The organism is Enterobacter sp. 200527-13 (assembly GCF_027924865.1).
Classification (GTDB): Bacteria; Pseudomonadota; Gammaproteobacteria; order Enterobacterales; family Enterobacteriaceae; genus Enterobacter; species Enterobacter ludwigii.
Genome location: NZ_BSCM01000001.1, coordinates 601,671 through 622,981 on the forward strand (window position 1 = coordinate 601,671; position 21,311 = coordinate 622,981).

The following is a 21,311-nucleotide window of genomic DNA, read 5'->3' on the forward strand; positions in this document are numbered from 1 at the left end:
CATCTGCGTAGTTTTTGGGAACCGATAGTGTCAAAGGCAACCGAACAGAACGACAAGCTTAAGCGAGCGATAATCGTCTCCGCAGTGCTGCACGTTATTCTTTTTGCAGTGCTGATCTGGAGTTCGTTCGACGAGCACATTGATGCATCATCGGGCGGCGGTGGAGGCTCTTCCATTGACGCCGTCATGGTGGATCCCGGTGCGGTAGTGCAGAACTATAACCGCGAGCAACAGCAGAAGGCGAGCGCAAAACGGGCTGAAGAGCAGCGTGAAAAACAGGCGCAACAGCAAGCGGAAGAACTGCGTGAAAAGCAGGCCGCTGAGCAGGAGCGACTGAAGCAGCTTGAGAAAGAACGTTTGCAGGCGCAGGAAGCGGCGAAAGAGCAGGCGGAACAGCAGAAGCAAGCTGAAGAGGCCGCGAAGAAAGCTCAGGAACAGCAGAAGCAGGCGGAAGAGGCGGCAGCCAAAGCCGCGGCGGACGCGAAAGCACAAGCTGATGCTCAGGCAAAATTAGCGGCGGAAGCGGCGAAGAAAGCCGCTGCTGATGCTCAGAAGAAAGCTGAAGCGGAAGCGGCAAAAAAAGCTGCTGCTGATGCTCAGAAAAAAGCTGAAGCGGAAGCCGCGAAGAAAGCCGCTCAGGAAGCAGAGAAGAAAGCTGCTGCCGATGCTGCGAAGAAAGCGGCTGCTGCCGAGAAGGCTGCAGCAGAAAAAGCGGCCGCTGCTGAAAAAGCCGCAGCAGAGAAGAAAGCCGCCGCCGAGAAAGCGGCTGCTGACAAAAAAGCTGCAGCAGAAAAAGCCGCTGCCGATAAGAAAGCTGCTGCAGAGAAAGCCGCCGCCAAAAAAGCGGCCGCCGCTGAGAAAGCCGCGGATGCTGCTGGCGTTGACGATCTCCTGGGCGACCTGAGTTCTGGTAAGAATGCGCCGAAAGCGGGCGGTGGTGCGAAAGGCAGTGGTCAGCCCTCTAAAGACAGTGGTACTTCTGGTGCCAATGGTGGGACGACGGGTGCTGATATCAGCGCTTATGCTAAGCAAATTCAGGTTGCGATTCAGAACCGCCTGTTTGATGCAAGCATCTATCAGGGCAAACAATGTGTACTGCATATCAACCTTGCGCCAGATGGTAGGTTGAAAAGCGTGACCTCTGAAGGGGGCGATCCTGCGCTTTGTCAGGCAGCATTGGCCGCTGCAAGGTCGGCGAACATTCCTAAACCGCCTAGTGAGGCTGTTTATGAACGGATAAAAGATGCCAAACTGGACTTTAAACTGTAATCGACTGTCCTTACGGAAGTATGAAAAACAGTCTATTGTCCTAACGAGTGTTTAGTAGTTTTGTCTATTTGGGTTTGTTAACATTCTGCTAAATTATCGTGGGTAAGGTTACCCGGATAAGGGAGATATGATGAAGCAGGCATTACGTGTAGCATTTGGTTTTTTAATGCTGTGGGCAGCAGTACTGCACGCAGAAGTACGTATCGAGATCACCCAGGGGGTGGATTCGGCACGCCCAATCGGTGTTGTTCCGTTCCAGTGGGCCGGTCCTGGCGCTGCGCCTGAAGATGCCGGTGGCATCGTTGCGGCTGACCTGCGTAACAGCGGTAAATTCAACCCATTAGATCGTTCTCGTCTGCCTCAGCAGCCGGGCAGCGCGCAGGAAGTACAGCCTGCCGCATGGTCTGCACTCGGTATCGATGCTGTCGTTGTTGGTCAGGTTACACCTAACCCGGACGGCTCTTACAACGTTGCCTGGCAGCTGGTTGATACCGGCGGTGCACCGGGTACCGTTCTGGCACAGAACTCTTACAAGGTCACTAAACAGTACCTGCGCTACGCGGCACACGCTGCCAGCGATGCGGTATTTGAAAAACTGACCGGCATTAAAGGTGCGTTCCGTACCCGTATTGCTTATGTGGTACAGACCAATGGCGGTCAGTTCCCGTATGAGCTGCGCGTATCTGACTACGATGGTTACAATCAGTTCCTGGTGAAACGTTCTTCTCAGCCGCTGATGTCTCCAGCCTGGTCTCCGGACGGTTCTAAACTGGCTTATGTTACCTTCGAAAGCGGTCGTTCAGCGCTGGTTATCCAGACGCTGGCTAACGGTGCTGTTCGCCAGGTTGCGTCGTTCCCTCGTCACAACGGTGCGCCTTCGTTCTCTCCGGACGGTACCAAACTGGCGTTTGCGCTCTCTAAAACCGGTAGCCTGAACCTGTACGTGATGGACATTGGCTCTGGTCAAATTCGCCAGGTGACCGATGGTCGCAGCAACAACACCGAACCGTCCTGGTTCCCGGACAGCCAGAACCTGGCATTTACGTCTGACCAGGCAGGACGTCCACAAATCTATAAAGTGAACGTCAACGGCGGTGCTCCACAGCGTATTACCTGGGAAGGTTCGCAGAACCAAAACGCAGATGTGAGCAGCGACGGTAAATTTATGGTAATGGTCAGCTCCAACGGTGGGCAGCAGCACATTGCCAAACAAGATCTGGTAGCGGGTGGCGTTCAAGTTCTGTCGTCAACGTTCCTGGATGAAACGCCAAGTCTGGCACCTAACGGCACTATGGTAATCTACAGCTCTTCTCAGGGGATGGGATCTGTGCTGAATCTGGTTTCTACAGATGGGCGTTTCAAAGCGCGTATTCCGGCAACTGATGGACAGGTAAAATCACCTGCCTGGTCGCCGTATCTGTAAATAATAATTAATTGATTACTAAAGGAATCATAGAAATGCAACTGAACAAAGTGCTGAAGGGGCTGATGATCGCTCTGCCTGTAATGGCAATCGCAGCGTGTTCTTCTAACAAGAATGCAAGCAATGACCAGAGCGGCGAAGGCATGATGGGTGCCGGTACCGGTATGGACGCGAATGGCAATGGCAACATGTCTTCTGAAGAGCAAGCGCGTCTTCAGATGCAGCAGCTGCAGCAGAACAACATCGTTTACTTCGATCTGGATAAATACGACATCCGTTCTGACTTCGCTGCGATGCTGGATGCTCACGCTAACTTCCTGCGTAGCAACCCGTCTTACAAAGTCACCGTAGAAGGTCACGCGGACGAACGTGGTACTCCAGAGTACAACATCTCCCTGGGTGAACGTCGTGCTAACGCCGTTAAAATGTACCTGCAGGGTAAAGGCGTTTCTGCTGACCAGATCTCCATCGTTTCTTACGGTAAAGAAAAACCTGCAGTACTGGGTCACGACGAAGCGGCTTACTCCAAAAACCGTCGTGCCGTACTGGTTTACTAAGAGAATTGCATGAGCAGTAACTTCAGACATCATCTGTTGAGTCTGTCGTTACTGGTTGGAATAGCGGCCCCCTGGGCCGCTTTTGCTCAGGCACCAATCAGTAGTGTCGGCTCAGGCTCGGTAGAAGACCGGGTCACTCAACTCGAGCGTATTTCTAACGCTCACAGTCAGCTTTTAACCCAACTCCAGCAACAACTTTCCGACAACCAAAACGATATTGACTCTCTCCGTGGTCAGATTCAGGAAAGCCAGTATCAGCTTAACCAGGTTGTGGAACGTCAGAAGCAAATCTTGCTGCAGATGGATAGCCTCAGCAGCGGTGGCGCAGCTGCGCAGCCAGCAGCAGGCGATCAGAGCGGTGCGGCGACGTCAACCCCTGCTCCTGCGGCAGATGCTTCGGCCTCGACGGGAGCGCCTGTTCAGAGCGGTGACGCGAATACGGACTACAACGCGGCCATTGCCCTGGTACAGGATCAATCTCGTCAGGATGACGCTATCGCTGCGTTTCAGAACTTTGTGAAGAAATACCCTGATTCCACTTATCTGCCCAATGCAAATTATTGGCTGGGTCAGCTGAATTACAACAAGGGTAAAAAGGACGATGCGGCGTTTTATTTTGCCTCAGTGGTGAAAAATTACCCGAAATCGCCAAAAGCGCCTGATGCGATGTTTAAAGTCGGCGTCATCATGCAGGACAAAGGTGACACTGCGAAAGCGAAAGCGGTTTATCAGCAGGTGGTTGCTAAATTCCCTGGCACCGAAGGTGCGAAGCAGGCGCAAAAACGTCTGAATTCGATGGGATGATTATCGCATGACCAGAAATCGCGTTATTTCTGGTCGTGCAGCATGATTCGTAAGCAGTTAAGTGATCTTCATCGAAATTTTTGTTGCGCTGAATTCTTAAATCAGTAATATATGCCGCCGTTGCCACGGGATATCAAACAACGTGAAAACAGCCTAAAAGTGGGTCGTTAGCTCAGTTGGTAGAGCAGTTGACTTTTAATCAATTGGTCGCAGGTTCGAATCCTGCACGACCCACCACTTAAAGCAGTTCCGGTAGTACAGAGTGGGTGATTAGCTCAGTTGGTAGAGCATCTCCTTTACACGGAGGGGGTCGGCGGTTCGAGCCCGTCATCACCCACCACTCCGGGTCGTTAGCTCAGTTGGTAGAGCAGTTGACTTTTAATCAATTGGTCGCAGGTTCGAATCCTGCACGACCCACCAATTTTAATGTCTTACTCAGATGTTAAACGTGAAGGATAACGTTGCAACAGCAACGGCCCGTAGGGCGAGGCGAAGCCGAGTCATCCTGCACGACCCACCAGGTTATTGGTATGAGTAAAAATTCAGGCAACACCCAAGCGGGTCGTTAGCTCAGTTGGTAGAGCAGTTGACTTTTAATCAATTGGTCGCAGGTTCGAATCCTGCACGACCCACCAGCCTGAATAGATTTGCACTACATCCCGCAAGGGGTCGTTAGCTCAGTTGGTAGAGCAGTTGACTTTTAATCAATTGGTCGCAGGTTCGAATCCTGCACGACCCACCAATGTAAAAAAGCGCCCTAAAGGCGCTTTTTTGCTATCTGTATTCCGCATATTTTGACCTTGCAGGTCGGCTCCGGCGAAGTCGCCATCCGATGCGTGCTACGCACACCTATTTCCGGTGACTTTTTCTCGCAAATTCGCTATCTTGTTTAGTATACAAAACACATTTGCCGTCCGTTTTGCTATGTCATGCAAAAGAAAGGCAATAATGTTAAGCCAGTAAAACGAGAAGCCATAATGAGCGTGATGTTTGATCCAGAAGCCGCAATCTATCCCTTCCCGCCAAAGCCTGTCCCGCTGAGTCAGGATGAGAAGCAGTTTTACCGTGAGAAGATCAAACGTCTTCTCAAAGAGCGAGATGCAGTGATGGTTGCACATTACTACACCGACCCGGAAATCCAGCAACTGGCGGAAGAGACCGGGGGCTGCATCTCTGACTCTCTGGAGATGGCACGCTTTGGTGCCAGACATCCTGCTTCCACGTTACTGGTCGCAGGCGTTCGCTTTATGGGGGAAACCGCAAAGATTCTCAGCCCTGAAAAAACCATTCTGATGCCAACGCTACATGCGGAGTGTTCACTCGACCTCGGCTGTCCGATTGATGCGTTCTCGGCCTTCTGCGATGCCCATCCGGACCGTACCGTGGTGGTCTATGCCAATACCTCTGCCGCGGTGAAAGCGCGGGCAGACTGGGTCGTGACATCAAGCATCGCCGTTGAACTGATTGAGCATCTGGACAGCCTGGGCGAGAAAATCATCTGGGCGCCTGACCGCCATCTCGGCAATTACGTGCAGAAGCAGACCGGCGCTGACGTACTTTGCTGGCAGGGTGCCTGTATTGTTCATGACGAATTTAAGACGCAGGCGCTCTCGCGCATGAAGGCGCTTTACCCGCACGCTGCGATCCTTGTTCACCCGGAATCACCGCAGTCCATTGTCGACATGGCGGATGCCGTGGGATCCACAAGCCAGCTTATCAATGCCGCCAGGACGCTGCCGCACAAGCAGCTCATCGTGGCAACCGACCGCGGTATTTTCTATAAGATGCAGCAGGCCGTGCCTGAGAAAGAGCTGCTTGAAGCACCAACGGCGGGCGAGGGGGCGACGTGTCGTAGCTGCGCGCACTGCCCGTGGATGGCGATGAACGGCCTGAAAGCTATTGCTGAGGGGCTGGAGAAAGGCGTAGCAACGCATGAAATCCATGTGGATGCTGCTCTGCGTGAAGGTGCGTTAATTCCGCTTAACCGCATGCTGGATTTTGCGGCTACACTACGTACTTAATTCAATACGCCCTGGGGAAAAGATGGATTTTTTTAGCACACAGAACATTCTGGTTCATATACCGATTGGTGCAGGTGGCTATGACCTGTCATGGATTGAGGCCGTGGGTACGCTGGCTGGGTTATTGTGTATCTGGCTGGCAAGCCTGGAGAAGATCAGCAACTACGCGTTCGGGTTAATTAACGTTACGCTCTTTGCGATTATCTTCTTCCAGATCCAGCTGTACGCCAGCCTGCTTTTGCAGTTGTTCTTCTTTGCGGCGAACATTTACGGTTGGTACGCGTGGTCGCGGCAGAACAGCCAGCAGGAGGCAGAGCTGCAAATCCGCTGGCTGCCCTTACCGAAAGCCATCGCCTGGTTTGTCGCCTGCGTTGTCGCCATTGGTTTAATGTCCGTCTATATCAACCCGGTGTTTGCATTCCTGACCCGTGTCGCGGTGTCGGTCATGTCTGGCCTCGGGCTGAATGTCGCTATGCCATCACTCCAGCCGGATGCTTTCCCGTTCTGGGACTCCTGCATGATGGTGCTGTCGATTGCTGCGATGATCCTGATGACCCGTAAATACGTTGAGAACTGGCTGCTCTGGGTCGTCATTAACGTCATTAGCGTGGTTATTTTTGCACGTCAGGGCGTCTATGCGATGTCGCTGGAGTATCTAATGCTGACCTTCATTGCCCTGAACGGGAGCCGGATGTGGATTAACAGCGCGCGTGAGCGAGGCTCTCGCGCGCTTTCGAACTAATGATGGTGATGATGTGAATGTCCGGACTGCGCCTCGTTCAGGTGGCAGTCCGGGCCGTTACAGGGCTGGTACTCCATCTGGATGGTGGCGTGGCCAATCTCATAGTGATGTTCGAGAAAGTGCTGGATGCGCTCAAGCAGGCCATCATGGTCATGGGTAGGGATCACCTGGACGTGCAATGTCATGACCGGTTTCTCACCCACCAGCCAGACGTGAACATGATGCACATTGCGCACTTCGGGCACGGAACGACGCAGGTTGCGTTTAAGCTCGGCAATGTCCACGGATGCCGGCGCCCCTTCAAGCAGTTCATTCACGCTCTCCTTCAGCAGCCGCCAGGCACTGCGCAATACCAGACACGATACCAGCACGGACAGAATCGGGTCGACGGGCGTCCAGCCGGTATAAAGGATCACCAGCGCGGCCACAATAGCGCCGACGGAACCCAGTAAATCGCCCATAACATGCAGAGCCGCAGCGCGCACGTTGAGGTTCTTTTCCCCGCTGCCGCGATGCAAGATCCAGAACGCCAGAAGATTCGCCAGCAGACCTGCTACGGCGATAACCATCATTGTCGCTCCGGCGACCGGCTGAGGGTGACGAAAGCGCTGTATGGCTTCCCAGACGATAAGAAGGGTGATAACCACCAGAGCAATAGCGTTAACAAACGCCGCCAGAGTGGTTAGCCGCAGCCAGCCAAAGGTATGACGCGCGTTAGGCGGACGACGGGCAAACTGCACGGCCAACAGAGCGAAGAGCAGGGCGGCGGCATCGGTAAGCATATGTCCGGCATCCGCCAGAAGCGCCAGAGAGCCGGAAACCAGGCCACCAATGACCTCGATAACCATAAACGTTGCCGTGACGACGAAGGCCAGCATAAGGCATTTAGCGTTGTCATCGCCAGGAGATGGGGTGTGTGAATGCGTGTGCGCCATATCAGCTTTCCTTTTTGTTATTGTTTTTAGTGTAGCGTTTTTAATGGCTTACTCCAAAAAGAAAGGAGAGCCAGAGCTCTCCTTTTACGTTTACATCCGTAACGGATTATTGGGTTGTGCCATCCGTTTTGGTATTGGCATCGTCGCCCACTTTGTCATTCGAATTCGGACACTTACCGTCTTTGCACATGGTGTTCTTATGCATCTCATCGGTACTCATCGTGTCATGATTCATGGTGCCAGAGCCGCTACTGTCCGGATGCAACATCGTGCCTCCGGTATTGGTGTTCCCGGTATTGATCTGGCTGTTATCGACATTATTCGGGGCGATATTCTGTTTTGCATCAGGGGCGACCTGTCCCGCCGCCGCCGCGGCATTCGCGTCACCGTTGTTATCTGTTGAGCCCGTCTCAGCGGCAAGGACGCTGCCGCTTGCCAGGGTAAGGGAGGCTGTGAGGAAGAGGGTTGCCAGTTTCGTCATTTTCATCTTGGTGCTCCTGTTCTTGTCGTTACGCTGGATAACATTTTCCAACAGTGCATCTTTTTCAGAGGCGAAAGATTCCGTCATACGGACTTACGTCAGTATGGAATCGCGTTTAATCAAACAAAAGTGGTTGTTACAGTTAAAAAGCTTAGGTTAGATCTCGTTTTTCGCTATTTTGTGGCGATTTTTAGGTGAATTCCAGGAATTATCTGCGTGAAGTGTAAAACCGTGTTTACACTTTCTGGTCGGCAAGTTAGATTGAAAGGATTGCTTTCATTACTAAAGATATGGCAGAGCTGGAAAGAAAATGAATTATCAGAACGACGATTTACGTATTAAAGAGATCAATGAGTTATTACCTCCTGTAGCACTCCTTGAGAAATTCCCCGCCACTGAAAATGCCGCAAACACGGTGTCTCATGCTCGTAAAGCGATCCATAAGATCCTGAAAGGTAATGACGATCGTCTTCTGGTGGTGATTGGCCCTTGCTCAATTCACGATCCTGCTGCGGCCAAAGAGTACGCAGCAAGATTGCTCCAGCTTCGCGAAGAACTGCAAGGCGAGCTGGAAATTGTCATGCGTGTTTACTTCGAAAAGCCGCGTACGACCGTTGGCTGGAAAGGGCTGATTAACGACCCGCATATGGATAACAGTTTCCAGATCAACGACGGTCTGCGTATTGCGCGCAAACTGCTGCTGGAGATCAACGACAGCGGTTTGCCGGCTGCCGGTGAGTTCCTCGACATGATTACGCCGCAATATCTGGCGGATCTGATGAGCTGGGGCGCAATCGGTGCGCGTACTACAGAATCTCAGGTTCACCGCGAACTGGCGTCAGGTCTCTCGTGTCCGGTTGGTTTTAAAAACGGTACCGATGGCACCATTAAGGTGGCAATTGACGCCATCAATGCCGCCGGGGCACCGCACTGCTTCCTGTCCGTCACCAAATGGGGTCACTCCGCCATTGTAAATACCAGCGGTAACGGTGACTGTCATATTATTCTGCGTGGCGGTAAAGAGCCGAACTACAGCGCAAAACATGTGGCAGACGTGAAGGTCGGGCTGGAAAAAGCGGGTCTGCCACAACAGGTGATGATCGACTTCAGCCATGCCAACTCCAGCAAGCAGTTTAAAAAGCAGATGGAAGTCGGCGCCGATGTTTGTCAGCAGATTGCCGGCGGTGAGAACGCGATTATTGGCGTGATGATCGAAAGCCATCTGGTGGAAGGTAACCAGAATCTGGAAGGCAGCGAGCCGCTGGTCTACGGTAAAAGCGTCACGGACGCCTGCATCGGCTGGGACGATACGGATGCCCTTCTGCGTCAGCTGGCGAATGCGGTAAAAGCGCGTCGCGGCTGAGTTTCAGGAGCCAAATAAAAAAGCGTGGATTGCTCCACGCTTTTTTTATGTCCAGCGAAAATTATTTCGCTTTACCCTGGTTCGCTACAGCCGCGGCTTTTGCAGCGATCTCATCAGCGTTGCCCAGATAGTAATGTTTGATTGGTTTGAAGTTTTCGTCGAACTCATACACCAGCGGAACGCCAGTTGGGATGTTCAGTTCGAGGATCTCGTCTTCACCCATGTTGTCCAGGTATTTCACCAGCGCACGCAGGGAGTTACCGTGAGCTGCGATGATCACGCGCTCGCCGCTTTTCAGGCGTGGCAGAATGGTTTCGTTCCAGTAAGGCACAACGCGGTCGATGGTCAGCGCCAGGCTCTCGGTCGTTGGCAGCTCAGCATCCGTCAGTTTCGCGTAACGCGGGTCGTGGCCCGGGTAGCGCTCGTCATCTTTGGTCAGCTCTGGTGGGGTTACCGCGAAGCCGCGACGCCACTGTTTAACCTGCTCGTCACCGTATTTTTCAGCGGTTTCCGCTTTGTTCAGACCCTGCAGCGCACCGTAGTGACGCTCGTTCAGTTTCCAGGATTTCTCAACCGGCAGCCAGGCCTGATCCAGTTCGTCCAGAACGTTCCACAGTGTATGGATGGCACGTTTCAGCACAGAGGTGTAAGCAAAATCAAAGCTGAAGCCTTCAGCTTTCAGCAGTTTACCTGCTGCTTTTGCTTCGCTTACGCCTTTTTCTGACAGATCAACGTCATACCAACCGGTAAAGCGGTTTTCGTTGTTCCACTGGCTTTCGCCATGACGCACCAGGACCAGCTTAGTTACAGCCATATCGTACTCCTCATAAGCTTTATTGAATGATAACAATTCTCATTATATTGCCGTGACAGTGCCAGCAGCAACGCTTAACCCTAACCATAGCGAAAATAGTCTCTGAGTGTAAGATGCTTGTGAATCCAGGGTTATGATTTTGTCTGCGATCGGCGCTATTTTCAGCAAGACGGAGAGAAAAAGCCCTCCGCAAGGAGGGCTGGGAATTATGAATGCGGGATGAAATGATATTCTGTCACGCTAACGTACTCTTCACCCGGGCGCAGCACACAGTCCGGCTGTGGCCATTCTGGATGGTTCGGGCTGTCCGGCAGGAACTCGCTTTCCAGCGCCAGACCTTGCCAGTCGCTGTACTCTTCATGTTCGCGTGCCGTGGTACCGCCAAGGTAGTTGCCTGAATAGAATTGCAGGGCAGGGGCCGTGGTGTAGACCGTCATCTGCAGTTTTTCATCCGCAGACCAGACCTGTGCGGCAGGCTGAGTCACATCGCCTTTCGCCTGCAGCAGGAACGCGTGGTCATAGCCTTTTACCTTGCGCTGATCGTCATCGCTCAGGAAATCCTGCGCGATGGTTTTTCCGCTGCGGAAATCAAAGCTGGTACCGCTGACGGCCTTGAGTCCCTGATACGGGATCCCCATTTCATCCACCGGCAGATAGGCATCGGCCAGGATCTGGAGCGTGTGATTACGCACGTCGCACTGGTTGCCGTCCAGGTTGAAATAAGCGTGGTTGGTCAGATTGACCGGGCACGGCTTATCAACTTTCGCGCGATATTCAATGGCGATACGGTTATCGTCAGCCAGCGTGAAATGCGCGAACGCGGTGAGGTTACCGGGGAATCCCTGGTCACCGTCACGCGAGTCAAGTGAGAACAGCACTTCGCGGTCGTTTTGCTGAACGATTTTCCAGCGGCGCTTATCGAACCCTTCAGGTCCACCGTGTAACTGGTTTTCCCCCTGACTGGAAAGCAGCGAGTAACGCTCGCTATCAAGTTCGAAAGCGCTTTTCGCGATGCGGTTAGCATAACGGCCGACAGACGCGCCAAGATAGGCGGACTGATTGACATACTGCTCAGGCGACGCGCAGCCAAGCAGGGTTTCACGTACGCTGCCATCAGGCATTGGTACGCGAGCGGATAGCAAAGTGGCACCCCAGTCCATTAACGTAACCACCATTCCTGCGCTGTTGCGCAGGGTTAACAGGCGATACGGCAGGCCATCCGGGGCAAGGGTTGGCGTTTCGTTTAGCACTGTCCTGCTCCTTGTGATGCTTTACACACGTAGAAAGTTTCTTTAATACCTGTTTTCGCTTCGTACTGTTTTTCCACCGCCTGCTGGACGGCAGGGACGAGCTCTTCCGGCATCAGGGCAACAATGCAGCCACCGAAGCCGCCGCCGGTCATACGCACGCCGCCTTTATCGCCAATCGTGGCTTTGACGATGTCCACCAGGGTATCGATTTGCGGAACGGTGATTTCAAAATCATCGCGCATGGAGGCGTGAGATTCTGCCATCAGTTCACCCATACGTTTCAGGTCACCTTTCGCCAGCGCGGACGCCGCTTCAACGGTACGGGCATTTTCCGTCAGCACATGACGAACGCGTTTCGCCACTACCGGATCCAGTTCGTGCGCCACTTTATTGAACTCGTTGAGCGAAACGTCACGCAGCGCAGGTTGCTGGAAGAAACGTGCGCCGGTTTCACACTGCTCGCGGCGGGTGTTGTACTCGCTGCCCACCAGCGTGCGTTTAAAGTTGCTGTTAATAATTACCACAGCTGCGCCTTTTGGCAAGGGAACGGCTTTGGTGCCCAGAGAGCGGCAGTCGATAAGCAAGGCATGCTCTTTTTTACCCAGCGCAGAGATCAGCTGGTCCATGATGCCGCAGTTACAGCCCACAAACTGGTTTTCCGCTTCCTGACCATTCAGGGCGATTTGTGCCCCGTCCAGCGGCAGATGATAAAGCTGCTGGAAGACGGTACCCACGGCGACTTCCAGCGACGCGGACGAGCTTAACCCGGCGCCCTGAGGCACGTTTCCGCTGATGACCAGATCAGCGCCGCCCACGTTTTTATTACGTTTCTGCAGGTGTTTTACCACACCGCGCACGTAGTTAGACCATTGCTGGCTGTCGTGGGTAACGATGGGTGCATCGAGGGAAAACTCATCCGTCTCATTGTTGTAATCCGCTGCAATAACGCGGACTTTGCGATCATCGCGCTTAGCGCAGCTAATGACCGTCTGGTAATCAATGGCGCACGGCAGAACGAAACCATCGTTATAGTCGGTATGTTCACCAATCAGGTTCACGCGGCCAGGCGCCTGAATGACATGGGTGGCAGGGTAGCCAAATTTCTCAGCAAACAGGGATTGTGTTTTATCTTTCAGACTCATTTTTTAGACTCCTGATTCGCGATAATGGACGTCACTCACAGCACGCAGGCGTTCTGCAGCCTGTTCTGCCGTCAGGTCACGCTGGGTTTCTGCCAGCATTTCATAGCCCACCATGAATTTACGTACCGTCGCAGAGCGCAGCAGCGGCGGATAGAAATGGGCATGCAACTGCCAGTGTTGATTCTCTTCACCGTTAAACGGAGCGCCATGCCAGCCCATTGAGTACGGGAAGGAGCACTGGAACAGGTTGTCATAACGGCTGGTCAGTTTCTTCAGTGCCAGGGCGAGGTCATCGCGCTGTGCGTCGCTCAGATCGGTGATGCGCAGAACCTGTGCTTTTGGCAGAAGCAGCGTCTCAAATGGCCATGCTGCCCAGTAAGGTACGACGGCCAGCCAATGCTCGGTTTCCACCACCGTTCGGCTGCCATCGGCCAGTTCACGACGGGTGTAATCCACCAGCATCGGCGATCCGTTTTCCGCGAAATAGGCTTTTTGCAGACGGTCTTCACGCTCGGCTTCGTTTGGCAGGAAACTGTTGGCCCAGATCTGACCGTGCGGGTGCGGGTTAGAGCAGCCCATTGCCGCGCCTTTGTTTTCGAACACTTGTACCCACGGGTAGGTCTGGCCCAGTTCAGCAGTTTGCGTCTGCCAGGTGCTGACGACCTCTTTCAGCGCGTCAACACTCAGCTCCGGCAGCGTTTTGCTGTGGTCGGGCGAGAAACAGATAACACGGCTGGTGCCGCGCGCGCTTTCACAGCGCATCAGCGGGTCCTGGCTATCCGGCGCGTCGGGCGTGTCGGTCATCAGGGCGGCAAAATCGTTGGTGAAAACGAAGGTGCCTTTGTAGTCCGGGTTTTTATCGCCCGTCACACGCGTGTTGCCCGGACACAGGAAGCAGTCCGGGTCGTGCTGGGGAAGCGTCTGTTTTGCAGGCGTCTCTTGCGCCCCCTGCCAGGGACGCTTGGCGCGATGCGGAGAAACCAAAATCCATTGCCCGCTTAGCGGGTTAAAACGACGATGCGGATGATCGACGGGATTGAACGAAGTCATGACGGATCCTTAGTCCGGATAACCTTGTGGATGGCGAGACTGCCAGTGCCAGGTATCCTGTGCCATTTCATCAAGCGTGCGGGTGACACGCCAGTTAAGCTCTTTATCGGCTTTGGAGGCATCGGCCCAGTAAGCCGGGAGGTCGCCTTCACGGCGCGGTGCGAAGTGATAGTTCACAGGCTTACCGCAGGCCTTACTGAAGGCATTCACGACGTCCAGCACGCTGCTGCCGATCCCGGCGCCGAGGTTATAAATATGCACGCCTGGCTTATCGGCCAGCTGCTGCATTGCCGCCACGTGGCCGTCGGCCAGATCCATGACGTGGATATAATCACGCACACCGGTACCGTCTTCGGTTGGATAATCATTACCGAAAATAGCCAGAGACTCACGGCGGCCAACGGCCACCTGGGCGATGTACGGCATCAGGTTATTCGGGATGCCCTGTGGATCTTCACCCATATCGCCTGAAGGATGGGCACCAACCGGGTTGAAGTAGCGCAGCAAGGCGATGCTCCATTCAGGCTGTGCTTTTTGCAGATCGGTGAGTATCTGCTCCACCATCAGTTTGCTTTTGCCATACGGGCTTTGCGGCGTACCGGTCGGGAAGCTTTCAACATAAGGGATTTTTGGCTGATCGCCGTAGACGGTTGCGGAAGAGCTGAAGATAAAGTTTTTGACGTTCGCTGCGCGCATGGCGGAAATCAAACGCAGGGTACCGTTGACGTTGTTGTCGTAATACTCCAGCGGTTTCGCGACGGATTCACCCACCGCTTTCAGGCCGGCGAAATGGATCACCGTCTCAATGGCATGGTCGTGAAGGATCTCGGTCATCAACGCTTCATTGCGGATGTCGCCTTCCACGAAGGTCGGTTGTTTACCGCCAAGACGTTCAATCACAGGCAGCACGCTGCGCTTACTATTGCACAGGTTGTCGAGGATGATGACATCATGACCATTTTGCAGCAGCTGCACGCAGGTATGACTACCAATGTAACCGCTACCACCTGTTACCAGAACTCGCATATTTCGCTCCATTGGGCTTATGGTATGTAATAACCATAGCATAACAGAGACGCGAAAAGTGTGACATGGGATAAAATAGTGGAATCGTTTACACTGCTTTTAAAATCCGTTTTTTGGCGGCAATGCGACATTGTAGATCAAAGGGATAGTGAAGTCTTTGTGCAGGTTATCCGAAAAAACGGAGGGGCAGAGCCCTCCGGAGTTAATCGATTTTGCTCAGCAGGTACTGATAGCGTTCACCGTCGGGCACAAACTCGAGGCGGTGCGTAATGCAGGACGGGGCATCTTCGGCATGATGGGAAACGAACAGCAGCTGCGTTTCACCTTCGCTAATCAGGACATCCACAAAACGGCGGATCAGCTGGCGGTTTAATGGGTCCAGCCCCTGTAGCGGTTCGTCGAGGATCAGAAGGGTCGGGTGTTTCACCAGCGCGCGAACGATCAGCGCCAGACGCTGCTGTCCCCATGAAAGGCTATGAAACGGCGCGTCAGCGACCCGGTTATCCATCCCCAGAATATCCAGCCACTGCTGGGCCAGCTTATGCTGTTTGTCCGAGACCGCCTGATAAATGCCGATGGAATCAAAATACCCGGACAGGATCACATTGCGCACCGTGGTGCTGACCCGGTAATCCAGATGCAGGCTGCTGCTGACATAGCCGATATGCTTTTTAATATCCCAGATCGTTTCACCGCTTCCGCGGCGGCGGCCAAACAGGGTGAGATCGTTACTGTAGCCCTGAGGGTGATCGCCGGTGATCAGGCTCAGCAGCGTTGATTTACCCGCGCCGTTGGGGCCGACAATTTGCCAGTGTTCACCCGGGTTGACCGTCCAGCTGAGATGATTAAGGATCGGTCGATCGTCATACGCTACCACGCCATCACGCAGCACGATGCGCGGCTGGTGGGGATCTAACGCGTGGCGGGCAGAAGGTGCGTCCGGTTCCGGCAGCGTAATGCCGTCCAGGTTTTCACTGTGCGCCAGTTGGGCAATTAACGCCTGCTTAAGTAACGCCGATTTTTCGCCGGTTTCAGTCAGGTTGCAGTCAGCGAGCACGCCGGCGTTCTGAATAAACTCAGGAATTTCATCAAAACGGTTAAGCACCAGTACCAGCGTATAGCCCTGCTGGTTAAGCGAGCCGAGCAGGGTGGCCAGTTGTGCACGGGACTGCACGTCGAGACCGTCGAACGGTTCATCCAGAATCAACAGTTCCGGCTCGCTCATCAGCGCCTGACACAGCAGCGTTTTCCGGGTCTCACCGGTCGAGAGGTATTTAAAGCGCCGGTTCAGCAGGGAGGTGATGCCAAACTGTTCTGCCAGATACGCACAACGGGCAGGATTGTTGACCTCATCCTGAATAATGTCTGCCGTTGTGCGGCCCGTATCCTCTTCACCCGGGCTGAGTAAATCGGTGTTATTGCGCTGCCATTCATCGCTCACCAGCTTTTGTAGTTGCTCGAATGACAGGCGCGTCAGGCGCGTAAAGTTACACTGGTATTCACCTTTAAGGTGCGCGAGCTCTCCGCTCAGCGCACGGGCCAGCGCTGATTTCCCGCTTCCGTTTGTACCGACAAACGCCCAGCTTTCACCGGCGCGTATTGTTAAATCAGAAATCGTCAGCGTTCGGGTGTCGCTAAGACGAAACGTGCCTTGCGAAATATGCAATGATGACATGACTTATCCCATTTTTTGCAGCAACAGATGTCAGGGATACTCACTGTCGACACGCTTGTCAATGTGCTCAGCACAATGTGGCGATAATCACCCGGTCGGCGTTGAAATATGCGGTCACCACAGCACCTTCTTCTAATTCTGCGGCATCGCTGAGGGGAAGGGTTGCGCAGAGTTCTTGCCCGTCCGGCAGGGTCATCAGTACTTCACACTGCTCTTCACCGCGTTCAACGTGGCGGATGGCACCGCGTAGCTGGTTATCAGCGGCTTTTGCTTTTTCGGCATCGGCAGTGATATTCACCCATGGCGCTTTCAGTAACACCAGCACCTCTTTACCTTCATTCAGCGCCAGTCGGTCTGCGCTTTGTGCGGTAATCGCGGCTTTCAGACGGGTTGTTCCATCGGCAAGCAGGATCTCAATATGACGCTGCACCTGGGCGTTATCGCCCGCCATCACCGTACCAAACCACTGGTTACGGGCGCTGGTTTGCAGCGAAAAGCGGGAAATGGCAGCCAGCAGGCTGTCCAGCGGGAGATTATCGTCGTCACTTAACACATCAAACGCTTTTTGCTGGATCTGCGCCAGCAGATCATACAGCTGAACCAGGCGCTGGCCGTAACGTGTCAGGATCGCACCTCCACCGCCTTTGCCGCCCGTGGCCCGGTCAACCAGCGTTTGCTCGCTCACGGTGTTCATGTCGTTGATGGCATCCCAGGCGCTTTTATAGCTAATGCCAGCGTTCTTAGCCCCCTGGCTTATTGAACCGGTTTGTTCTATTTGTTTAAGCAGGGCGATACGTCGCGGATCGGCGAAAAGCTTCTGCTGTAGTCGTAGAGTGAGGAGAATTTCGGCCTGCATAACACTGTCCTGGCAAAAAGTGCATTGTGACCCAAATGGCGAAGGTCGCAAAGGGCACCGCACAAAAGGGGATGTTTTTCTCACTTTTCAGGGTAGAATAAGCCATTCACAATATCTGGAGAAAACCATGTTGGAATTGTTGAAAAGTCTGGTATTCGCCGTGATCATGGTACCAGTAGTGATGGCCGTTATCCTCGGTGCCATCTACGGCCTGGGTGAAGTGTTCAACGTATTTTCGAACATTGGTCACAGAGACCAGGCTAAAAAGCAGCATTAATTCCCCCCCGAAACGCCCGGCTTGCCCGGGCGTTTTGCTCTCAAGTATTTCCCTTTCTCGCCGATATTATTTAAAGCATCAGCTTGCTGTACCCCTTGAGCGGTACGATTTAGCGCTGGGATCTCCCCGGAGTTACCGTTATATTAGTGTGTATATAACGATACTCACAGGAGCTACAAATGGCACGTACATGGGTACGCCTTTTCGCAGGGGCAACGCTGACACTTTCGCTGAGCGGACACGCGCTGGCTAACGAGGGTAAAATTACCGTCTTTGCGGCGGCGTCGTTGACTAACGCGATGCAGGATATCGCGACAGCGTATAAAAAAGAGAAGAACGTCGAGGTGGTCTCCTCTTTTGCTTCTTCATCGACGCTGGCACGTCAGATTGAAGCGGGAGCGCCGGCCGATCTGTTCATCTCTGCAGACCAGAAGTGGATGGATTACGCGGCTGAAAAGAAATCGATTGATGCGACAACCCGCGAAACATTGCTGGGGAATAGCCTCGTCGTGGTGGCGCCGAAAGCCAGTAAGCAAGGCGAAATCACTATCAACAACGAGACCCCCTGGACCCGGTTGCTGAACGGAGGACGCCTGGCCGTTGGCGATCCGGAGCATGTACCGGCGGGGATCTACGCCAAAGAAGCATTGCAAAAACTGGGTGCCTGGGAGACGTTATCGCCAACACTGGCTCCGGCTGAAGATGTGCGCGGTGCTCTGGCGCTGGTTGAACGTAATGAAGCGCCGTTGGGGATAGTCTACGGGTCGGACGCCGTCGCCAGTAAAGGGGTGAAAGTGGTTGGTACGTTCCCGGAAGACTCCCACAAGAAAGTGGAATATCCTGTTGCGATTGTTGATGGACATAAAAATGCGACCGTGACGGCCTTCAGCGAATACCTGAAGGGACCCGAAGCGTCCGCAATCTTTAAACGTTACGGATTTACGACTCACTAATGATATTGACCGATCCCGAATGGCAGGCTGTCCTGCTGAGCCTGAAAGTCTCTTCCCTGGCGGTTGCGCTGAGTTTGCCCTTTGGGATCTTCTTTGCCTGGTTACTGGTTCGCTGTAAGTTTCCCGGCAAAGCCCTGCTGGATAGCGTTCTTCATCTTCCCCTCGTGTTGCCACCGGTGGTGGTTGGCTACCTGCTGCTGGTGTCGATGGGGCGGCGCGGTTTTATTGGCGAATGGTTATATGACTGGTTTGGGCTGACGTTTGCGTTTAGCTGGCGAGGGGCGGTACTGGCGGCAGCGGTGATGTCATTCCCGCTGATGGTCAGGGCCATTCGCCTGGCGCTGGAAGGGGTTGATATCAAACTGGAACAGGCTGCCCGCACGCTGGGTGCCGGGCGCTGGCGCGTTTTTTTCACCATCACGCTCCCGCTTACGCTGCCGGGCATTATTGTCGGCACGGTACTGGCGTTCGCCCGCTCGCTGGGTGAGTTTGGTGCCACGATTACCTTTGTGTCGAATATCCCCGGTGAGACGCGAACGATCCCGTCAGCAATGTACACCCTGATTCAGACGCCGGGTGGAGAAGGTGCCGCGGCGCGGCTGTGCATTATCTCAATTGTGCTGGCGCTGGTCTCGCTGCTGGTTTCGGAATGGCTGGCGCGACTCAGTCGCGAGCGGATGGGGAAATAGTCATGCTCGAACTTCAGTTCACCCAGACGCTGGGAAATCATACCCTGACCCTTAACGAGACGCTGCCTGCGAGCGGCATTACCGCCATCTTTGGCGTATCTGGTGCAGGGAAAACCTCATTGATCAATGCCATCAGCGGACTGACGCGGCCGCAGTCCGGACGGATTGTGCTCAACGATCGCGTCTTAAACGACGTTGAGAACAAAATTTACCTGGCACCGGATAAGCGGCGAATTGGTTATGTTTTTCAGGATGCGCGATTATTTCCGCATTACAGCGTGCGCGGTAATCTTCGCTACGGCATGGCCAAAAGCATGGCCGCGCAATTTGATAAGCTGGTGGCGCTGCTGGGCATTGAGTCACTGCTGGACCGGCTCCCTTCATCGCTTTCTGGTGGTGAAAAACAGCGCGTAGCGATAGGCCGCGCGTTGCTCACCGCGCCAGAACTGCTGTTGCTCGACGAACCGCTGGCCTCGCTGGATATTCCGCGAAAACGTGAACTGCTGCCCTATCTTCAGCGCCTTGCGCGTGAAATCAATATCCCGATGCTCTACGTCAGCCACTCGCTGGATGAGATCCTGCATCTGGCCGATAAAGTGCTGGTACTGGAAGAGGGCAGCGTTAAGGCATTCGGTAATCTGGAAGAGGTGTGGGGCAGCAGCGTGATGCACCCGTGGTTACCGAAGGAGCAGCAGAGCAGCATCCTTAAGGTGAGCGTGCTGGAACATCACCCGCATTATGCGATGACCGCACTGGCGCTGGGCGACCAGCATTTGTGGGTCAACAAAATCGACAAACCGCTGCAGTCTGCGTTGCGTATACGTATTCAGGCTTCAGATGTCTCTCTGGTGCTGCAAGCACCGCTGCAGACCAGTATTCGCAATATCCTGCGCGCGAAAGTGGCGGAGTGTTTTGATGATAACGGTCAGGTTGAGGTGAAGCTCGAGGTGGGCAGCAAGACGCTCTGGGCGCGCATCAGTCCGTGGGCCAGAGATGAGTTAGGGATCAAGCCTGGCCTGTGGCTTTACGCGCAAATCAAGAGCGTCTCCATCACCACCTGATTACAGCAGGTGGGTATAAATATACTGCGCGATGCTGTCGGTGGTGTTATCACCAATCACGACGTTAGCACGCGCTTTTACCGCATCGTCGGCGTTGCCCATTGCCACGCCTGTACCGGCGGCCTCCAGCATGCTGATGTCGTTGTAGTTATCGCCAAAGGCAATCACATCCTGCATTGACCCGCCCTGAGACTCCACGAACTGTGTCAGACGTTTGCCTTTGCTGTTGCCTTTGCGGGCGATATCGACCTGGTCGTGCCAGGACCACTCGCACTCCAGACCCAGCGTTTGTTCAACGTGCGTCGCGAAGGCATTCAGTTTGGTGGTATCTTCATCCGTCAGCGCAAATTTCCAGATAGCATCGACATCCTGAGCCGCCTGGCGCAGGGAGGAAACCTGGGTAAAGACCGGACGCTGCGCTTCAGGCAGAGACAATGCCCAGTTGCTGGTGCGGATCACGTGGCCTGTCGGACGTTCATACACCATTGCGTTATCCACGTACATCAGGCCGTGAATGGCATGCTCATCAAGCAGATCAATCAATTGCAGCGCCTGAGGCACGGGCAGCGGATCGGATTCTAAAACCTTTTTTGCCTGATAATCATACAAATAAGTGCCATTACAACAAATTGCAGGTGTATCTAACGCCAGTGCCTGATAAAAAGGATGAATGGCAACGTGATGTCGACCCGTTACGATAAGGAGTTGATATCCCACTTCCTGCGCGCGTTTGAGTGCTTCAAGGGAAGAGGGGAGAAGGGTTTTCTGCGGAGTAAGTAAGGTACCGTCTAAATCCAGAGCTATTACACGCGAGGTCATTTGTTTTTCCGGGTTAATATTGAATTTACGTTCTGAAGGGATGGTACACCGAGAGGCAAAGGCTTCAAAATTCCCGATGACAATTCAGCATTCACCGTCAAAAG

Annotated in this window: 21 protein-coding genes and 5 tRNA genes; 16 read left to right on the forward strand and 10 right to left on the reverse strand. The window is 53.8% G+C overall.

From position 1 onward, the window contains the following. The first annotated feature begins 27 nt into the window (after nucleotides 1-27). From tolA to pnuC, 11 genes are all read left to right on the forward strand, one after another. Entirely contained in the window at nucleotides 28-1,269 is a 1,242-nt protein-coding gene (tolA, locus tag QMG44_RS02820) for a cell envelope integrity protein TolA (RefSeq protein ID WP_086532781.1), read from the forward strand. A 130-nt stretch (nucleotides 1,270-1,399) separates the two neighbouring features. After that, complete coding sequence (gene tolB / locus QMG44_RS02825) at nucleotides 1,400-2,692, forward strand: Tol-Pal system beta propeller repeat protein TolB (RefSeq protein ID WP_025204648.1); 1,293 nt, start codon at nucleotides 1,400-1,402, stop codon at nucleotides 2,690-2,692. A gap of 35 nt (nucleotides 2,693-2,727) precedes the next feature. Further along, nucleotides 2,728-3,249 carry a peptidoglycan-associated lipoprotein Pal gene (gene pal, locus QMG44_RS02830; protein ID WP_003858578.1) on the forward strand — a complete coding sequence of 174 codons (522 nt, stop codon included), beginning with the start codon at nucleotides 2,728-2,730 and terminating at the stop codon, nucleotides 3,247-3,249. 9 nt (nucleotides 3,250-3,258) lie between these two features. After that, nucleotides 3,259-4,053, forward strand: coding sequence for a cell division protein CpoB (gene cpoB, locus QMG44_RS02835; protein ID WP_040016950.1), 795 nt, complete (start codon nucleotides 3,259-3,261; stop codon nucleotides 4,051-4,053). Between the two features lie 161 nt (nucleotides 4,054-4,214). After that, nucleotides 4,215-4,290 (forward strand) — tRNA-Lys (locus tag QMG44_RS02840). Between the two features lie 27 nt (nucleotides 4,291-4,317). Next, nucleotides 4,318-4,393: transfer RNA gene (locus tag QMG44_RS02845), tRNA-Val, on the forward strand. 4 nt (nucleotides 4,394-4,397) lie between these two features. Continuing rightward, a tRNA-Lys gene (locus tag QMG44_RS02850) sits at nucleotides 4,398-4,473 on the forward strand. Between the two features lie 139 nt (nucleotides 4,474-4,612). Continuing rightward, a tRNA-Lys gene (locus tag QMG44_RS02855) sits at nucleotides 4,613-4,688 on the forward strand. Nucleotides 4,689-4,719: 31 nt separating this feature from the next. Then, nucleotides 4,720-4,795: transfer RNA gene (locus tag QMG44_RS02860), tRNA-Lys, on the forward strand. A 235-nt stretch (nucleotides 4,796-5,030) separates the two neighbouring features. Beyond that, the gene (gene nadA / locus QMG44_RS02865; protein WP_086532780.1) at nucleotides 5,031-6,074 is read left to right on the forward strand and encodes a quinolinate synthase NadA; all 1,044 of its coding nucleotides are present in this window, start codon (nucleotides 5,031-5,033) and stop codon (nucleotides 6,072-6,074) included. 22 nt (nucleotides 6,075-6,096) lie between these two features. Further along, a complete protein-coding gene (gene pnuC / locus QMG44_RS02870) occupies nucleotides 6,097-6,816 on the forward strand; it encodes a nicotinamide riboside transporter PnuC (RefSeq protein ID WP_086532779.1) in 720 nt (239 codons plus the stop codon). Here pnuC and zitB read toward each other — a convergent pair. Continuing rightward, entirely contained in the window at nucleotides 6,813-7,751 is a 939-nt protein-coding gene (zitB, locus tag QMG44_RS02875) for a CDF family zinc transporter ZitB (protein ID WP_086532778.1), read from the reverse strand. The genes pnuC and zitB overlap by 4 nt on opposite strands. Nucleotides 7,752-7,857: 106 nt before the next feature. After that, a complete protein-coding gene (locus tag QMG44_RS02880) occupies nucleotides 7,858-8,238 on the reverse strand; it encodes a YbgS-like family protein (RefSeq protein ID WP_025204646.1) in 381 nt (126 codons plus the stop codon). Nucleotides 8,239-8,542: 304 nt separating this feature from the next. On the opposite strand from QMG44_RS02880, the gene aroG reads away from it, so the two are divergent. After that, nucleotides 8,543-9,595: a 3-deoxy-7-phosphoheptulonate synthase AroG gene (gene aroG, locus QMG44_RS02885; protein WP_014169194.1), complete on the forward strand. Its 1,053-nt coding sequence runs from the start codon at nucleotides 8,543-8,545 to the stop codon at nucleotides 9,593-9,595. A 61-nt stretch (nucleotides 9,596-9,656) separates the two neighbouring features. On the opposite strand, the gene gpmA is transcribed toward aroG, so the two are convergent. From gpmA to modE, 7 genes are all read right to left on the reverse strand, one after another. After that, nucleotides 9,657-10,409: a 2,3-diphosphoglycerate-dependent phosphoglycerate mutase gene (gene gpmA / locus QMG44_RS02890; protein WP_020884954.1), complete on the reverse strand. Its 753-nt coding sequence runs from the start codon at nucleotides 10,407-10,409 to the stop codon at nucleotides 9,657-9,659. A 206-nt stretch (nucleotides 10,410-10,615) separates the two neighbouring features. Next, nucleotides 10,616-11,659, reverse strand: coding sequence for a galactose-1-epimerase (gene galM, locus QMG44_RS02895; RefSeq protein ID WP_086532777.1), 1,044 nt, complete (start codon nucleotides 11,657-11,659; stop codon nucleotides 10,616-10,618). Beyond that, entirely contained in the window at nucleotides 11,653-12,801 is a 1,149-nt protein-coding gene (galK, locus tag QMG44_RS02900; RefSeq protein WP_025204645.1) for a galactokinase, read from the reverse strand. The genes galM and galK overlap by 7 nt, the downstream gene beginning before the upstream one ends. Nucleotides 12,802-12,804: 3 nt before the next feature. Further along, nucleotides 12,805-13,851, reverse strand: a complete 1,047-nt coding sequence (gene galT / locus QMG44_RS02905; RefSeq protein ID WP_014169198.1) for a galactose-1-phosphate uridylyltransferase — start codon at nucleotides 13,849-13,851, stop codon at nucleotides 12,805-12,807. A 9-nt stretch (nucleotides 13,852-13,860) separates the two neighbouring features. Next, nucleotides 13,861-14,877 (reverse strand): UDP-glucose 4-epimerase GalE, encoded by a 1,017-nt coding sequence (gene galE / locus QMG44_RS02910; RefSeq protein WP_020884951.1) that lies wholly within the window; start codon nucleotides 14,875-14,877, stop codon nucleotides 13,861-13,863. Nucleotides 14,878-15,079: 202 nt separating this feature from the next. Then, nucleotides 15,080-16,552 (reverse strand): molybdate ABC transporter ATP-binding protein ModF, encoded by a 1,473-nt coding sequence (gene modF / locus QMG44_RS02915; protein ID WP_032677710.1) that lies wholly within the window; start codon nucleotides 16,550-16,552, stop codon nucleotides 15,080-15,082. A 67-nt stretch (nucleotides 16,553-16,619) separates the two neighbouring features. After that, on the reverse strand, nucleotides 16,620-17,408 hold the full coding sequence (modE, locus tag QMG44_RS02920; protein WP_086532776.1) for a molybdenum-dependent transcriptional regulator: 789 nt from the start codon (nucleotides 17,406-17,408) through the stop codon (nucleotides 16,620-16,622). A 127-nt stretch (nucleotides 17,409-17,535) separates the two neighbouring features. Between modE and QMG44_RS02925 the strand changes: the two genes are divergently transcribed. The 4 genes from QMG44_RS02925 to modC all read left to right on the forward strand — a co-directional run bounded on the left by QMG44_RS02925 (nucleotide 17,536) and on the right by modC (nucleotide 20,388). After that, a complete protein-coding gene (locus QMG44_RS02925) occupies nucleotides 17,536-17,685 on the forward strand; it encodes an AcrZ family multidrug efflux pump-associated protein (RefSeq protein WP_020884948.1) in 150 nt (49 codons plus the stop codon). A gap of 179 nt (nucleotides 17,686-17,864) precedes the next feature. Next, a complete protein-coding gene (gene modA, locus QMG44_RS02930) occupies nucleotides 17,865-18,638 on the forward strand; it encodes a molybdate ABC transporter substrate-binding protein (RefSeq protein WP_014169202.1) in 774 nt (257 codons plus the stop codon). Next, on the forward strand, nucleotides 18,638-19,327 hold the full coding sequence (modB, locus tag QMG44_RS02935; RefSeq protein ID WP_014169203.1) for a molybdate ABC transporter permease subunit: 690 nt from the start codon (nucleotides 18,638-18,640) through the stop codon (nucleotides 19,325-19,327). The genes modA and modB overlap by 1 nt, the downstream gene beginning before the upstream one ends. A gap of 2 nt (nucleotides 19,328-19,329) precedes the next feature. Further along, a complete protein-coding gene (modC, locus tag QMG44_RS02940) occupies nucleotides 19,330-20,388 on the forward strand; it encodes a molybdenum ABC transporter ATP-binding protein ModC (protein ID WP_020884945.1) in 1,059 nt (352 codons plus the stop codon). Here the strand turns inward: modC and QMG44_RS02945 are convergent, their stop codons facing one another. Continuing rightward, nucleotides 20,389-21,207, reverse strand: coding sequence for a pyridoxal phosphatase (locus tag QMG44_RS02945; RefSeq protein WP_025204641.1), 819 nt, complete (start codon nucleotides 21,205-21,207; stop codon nucleotides 20,389-20,391). Nucleotides 21,208-21,311 lie beyond the last annotated feature (104 nt).

What these genes read in the sequence shown, in the direction of transcription:
- tolB (WP_025204648.1), top strand. Translation starts at nt 1,400, where the DNA reads ATGAAGCAGGCATTACGTGTAGCATTTGGTTTTTTAATGCTGTGGGCA.
- pal (WP_003858578.1), top strand. Translation starts at nt 2,728, where the DNA reads ATGCAACTGAACAAAGTGCTGAAGGGGCTGATGATCGCTCTGCCTGTA.
- cpoB (WP_040016950.1), top strand. Translation starts at nt 3,259, where the DNA reads ATGAGCAGTAACTTCAGACATCATCTGTTGAGTCTGTCGTTACTGGTT.
- nadA (WP_086532780.1), top strand. Translation starts at nt 5,031, where the DNA reads ATGAGCGTGATGTTTGATCCAGAAGCCGCAATCTATCCCTTCCCGCCA.
- pnuC (WP_086532779.1), top strand. Translation starts at nt 6,097, where the DNA reads ATGGATTTTTTTAGCACACAGAACATTCTGGTTCATATACCGATTGGT.
- zitB (WP_086532778.1), bottom strand. Translation starts at nt 7,751, where the DNA reads ATGGCGCACACGCATTCACACACCCCATCTCCTGGCGATGACAACGCT.
- QMG44_RS02880 (WP_025204646.1), bottom strand. Translation starts at nt 8,238, where the DNA reads ATGAAAATGACGAAACTGGCAACCCTCTTCCTCACAGCCTCCCTTACC.
- aroG (WP_014169194.1), top strand. Translation starts at nt 8,543, where the DNA reads ATGAATTATCAGAACGACGATTTACGTATTAAAGAGATCAATGAGTTA.
- gpmA (WP_020884954.1), bottom strand. Translation starts at nt 10,409, where the DNA reads ATGGCTGTAACTAAGCTGGTCCTGGTGCGTCATGGCGAAAGCCAGTGG.
- galK (WP_025204645.1), bottom strand. Translation starts at nt 12,801, where the DNA reads ATGAGTCTGAAAGATAAAACACAATCCCTGTTTGCTGAGAAATTTGGC.
- galT (WP_014169198.1), bottom strand. Translation starts at nt 13,851, where the DNA reads ATGACTTCGTTCAATCCCGTCGATCATCCGCATCGTCGTTTTAACCCG.
- galE (WP_020884951.1), bottom strand. Translation starts at nt 14,877, where the DNA reads ATGCGAGTTCTGGTAACAGGTGGTAGCGGTTACATTGGTAGTCATACC.
- modF (WP_032677710.1), bottom strand. Translation starts at nt 16,552, where the DNA reads ATGTCATCATTGCATATTTCGCAAGGCACGTTTCGTCTTAGCGACACC.
- modE (WP_086532776.1), bottom strand. Translation starts at nt 17,408, where the DNA reads ATGCAGGCCGAAATTCTCCTCACTCTACGACTACAGCAGAAGCTTTTC.
- QMG44_RS02925 (WP_020884948.1), top strand. Translation starts at nt 17,536, where the DNA reads ATGTTGGAATTGTTGAAAAGTCTGGTATTCGCCGTGATCATGGTACCA.
- modA (WP_014169202.1), top strand. Translation starts at nt 17,865, where the DNA reads ATGGCACGTACATGGGTACGCCTTTTCGCAGGGGCAACGCTGACACTT.
- modB (WP_014169203.1), top strand. Translation starts at nt 18,638, where the DNA reads ATGATATTGACCGATCCCGAATGGCAGGCTGTCCTGCTGAGCCTGAAA.
- modC (WP_020884945.1), top strand. Translation starts at nt 19,330, where the DNA reads ATGCTCGAACTTCAGTTCACCCAGACGCTGGGAAATCATACCCTGACC.
- QMG44_RS02945 (WP_025204641.1), bottom strand. Translation starts at nt 21,207, where the DNA reads ATGACCTCGCGTGTAATAGCTCTGGATTTAGACGGTACCTTACTTACT.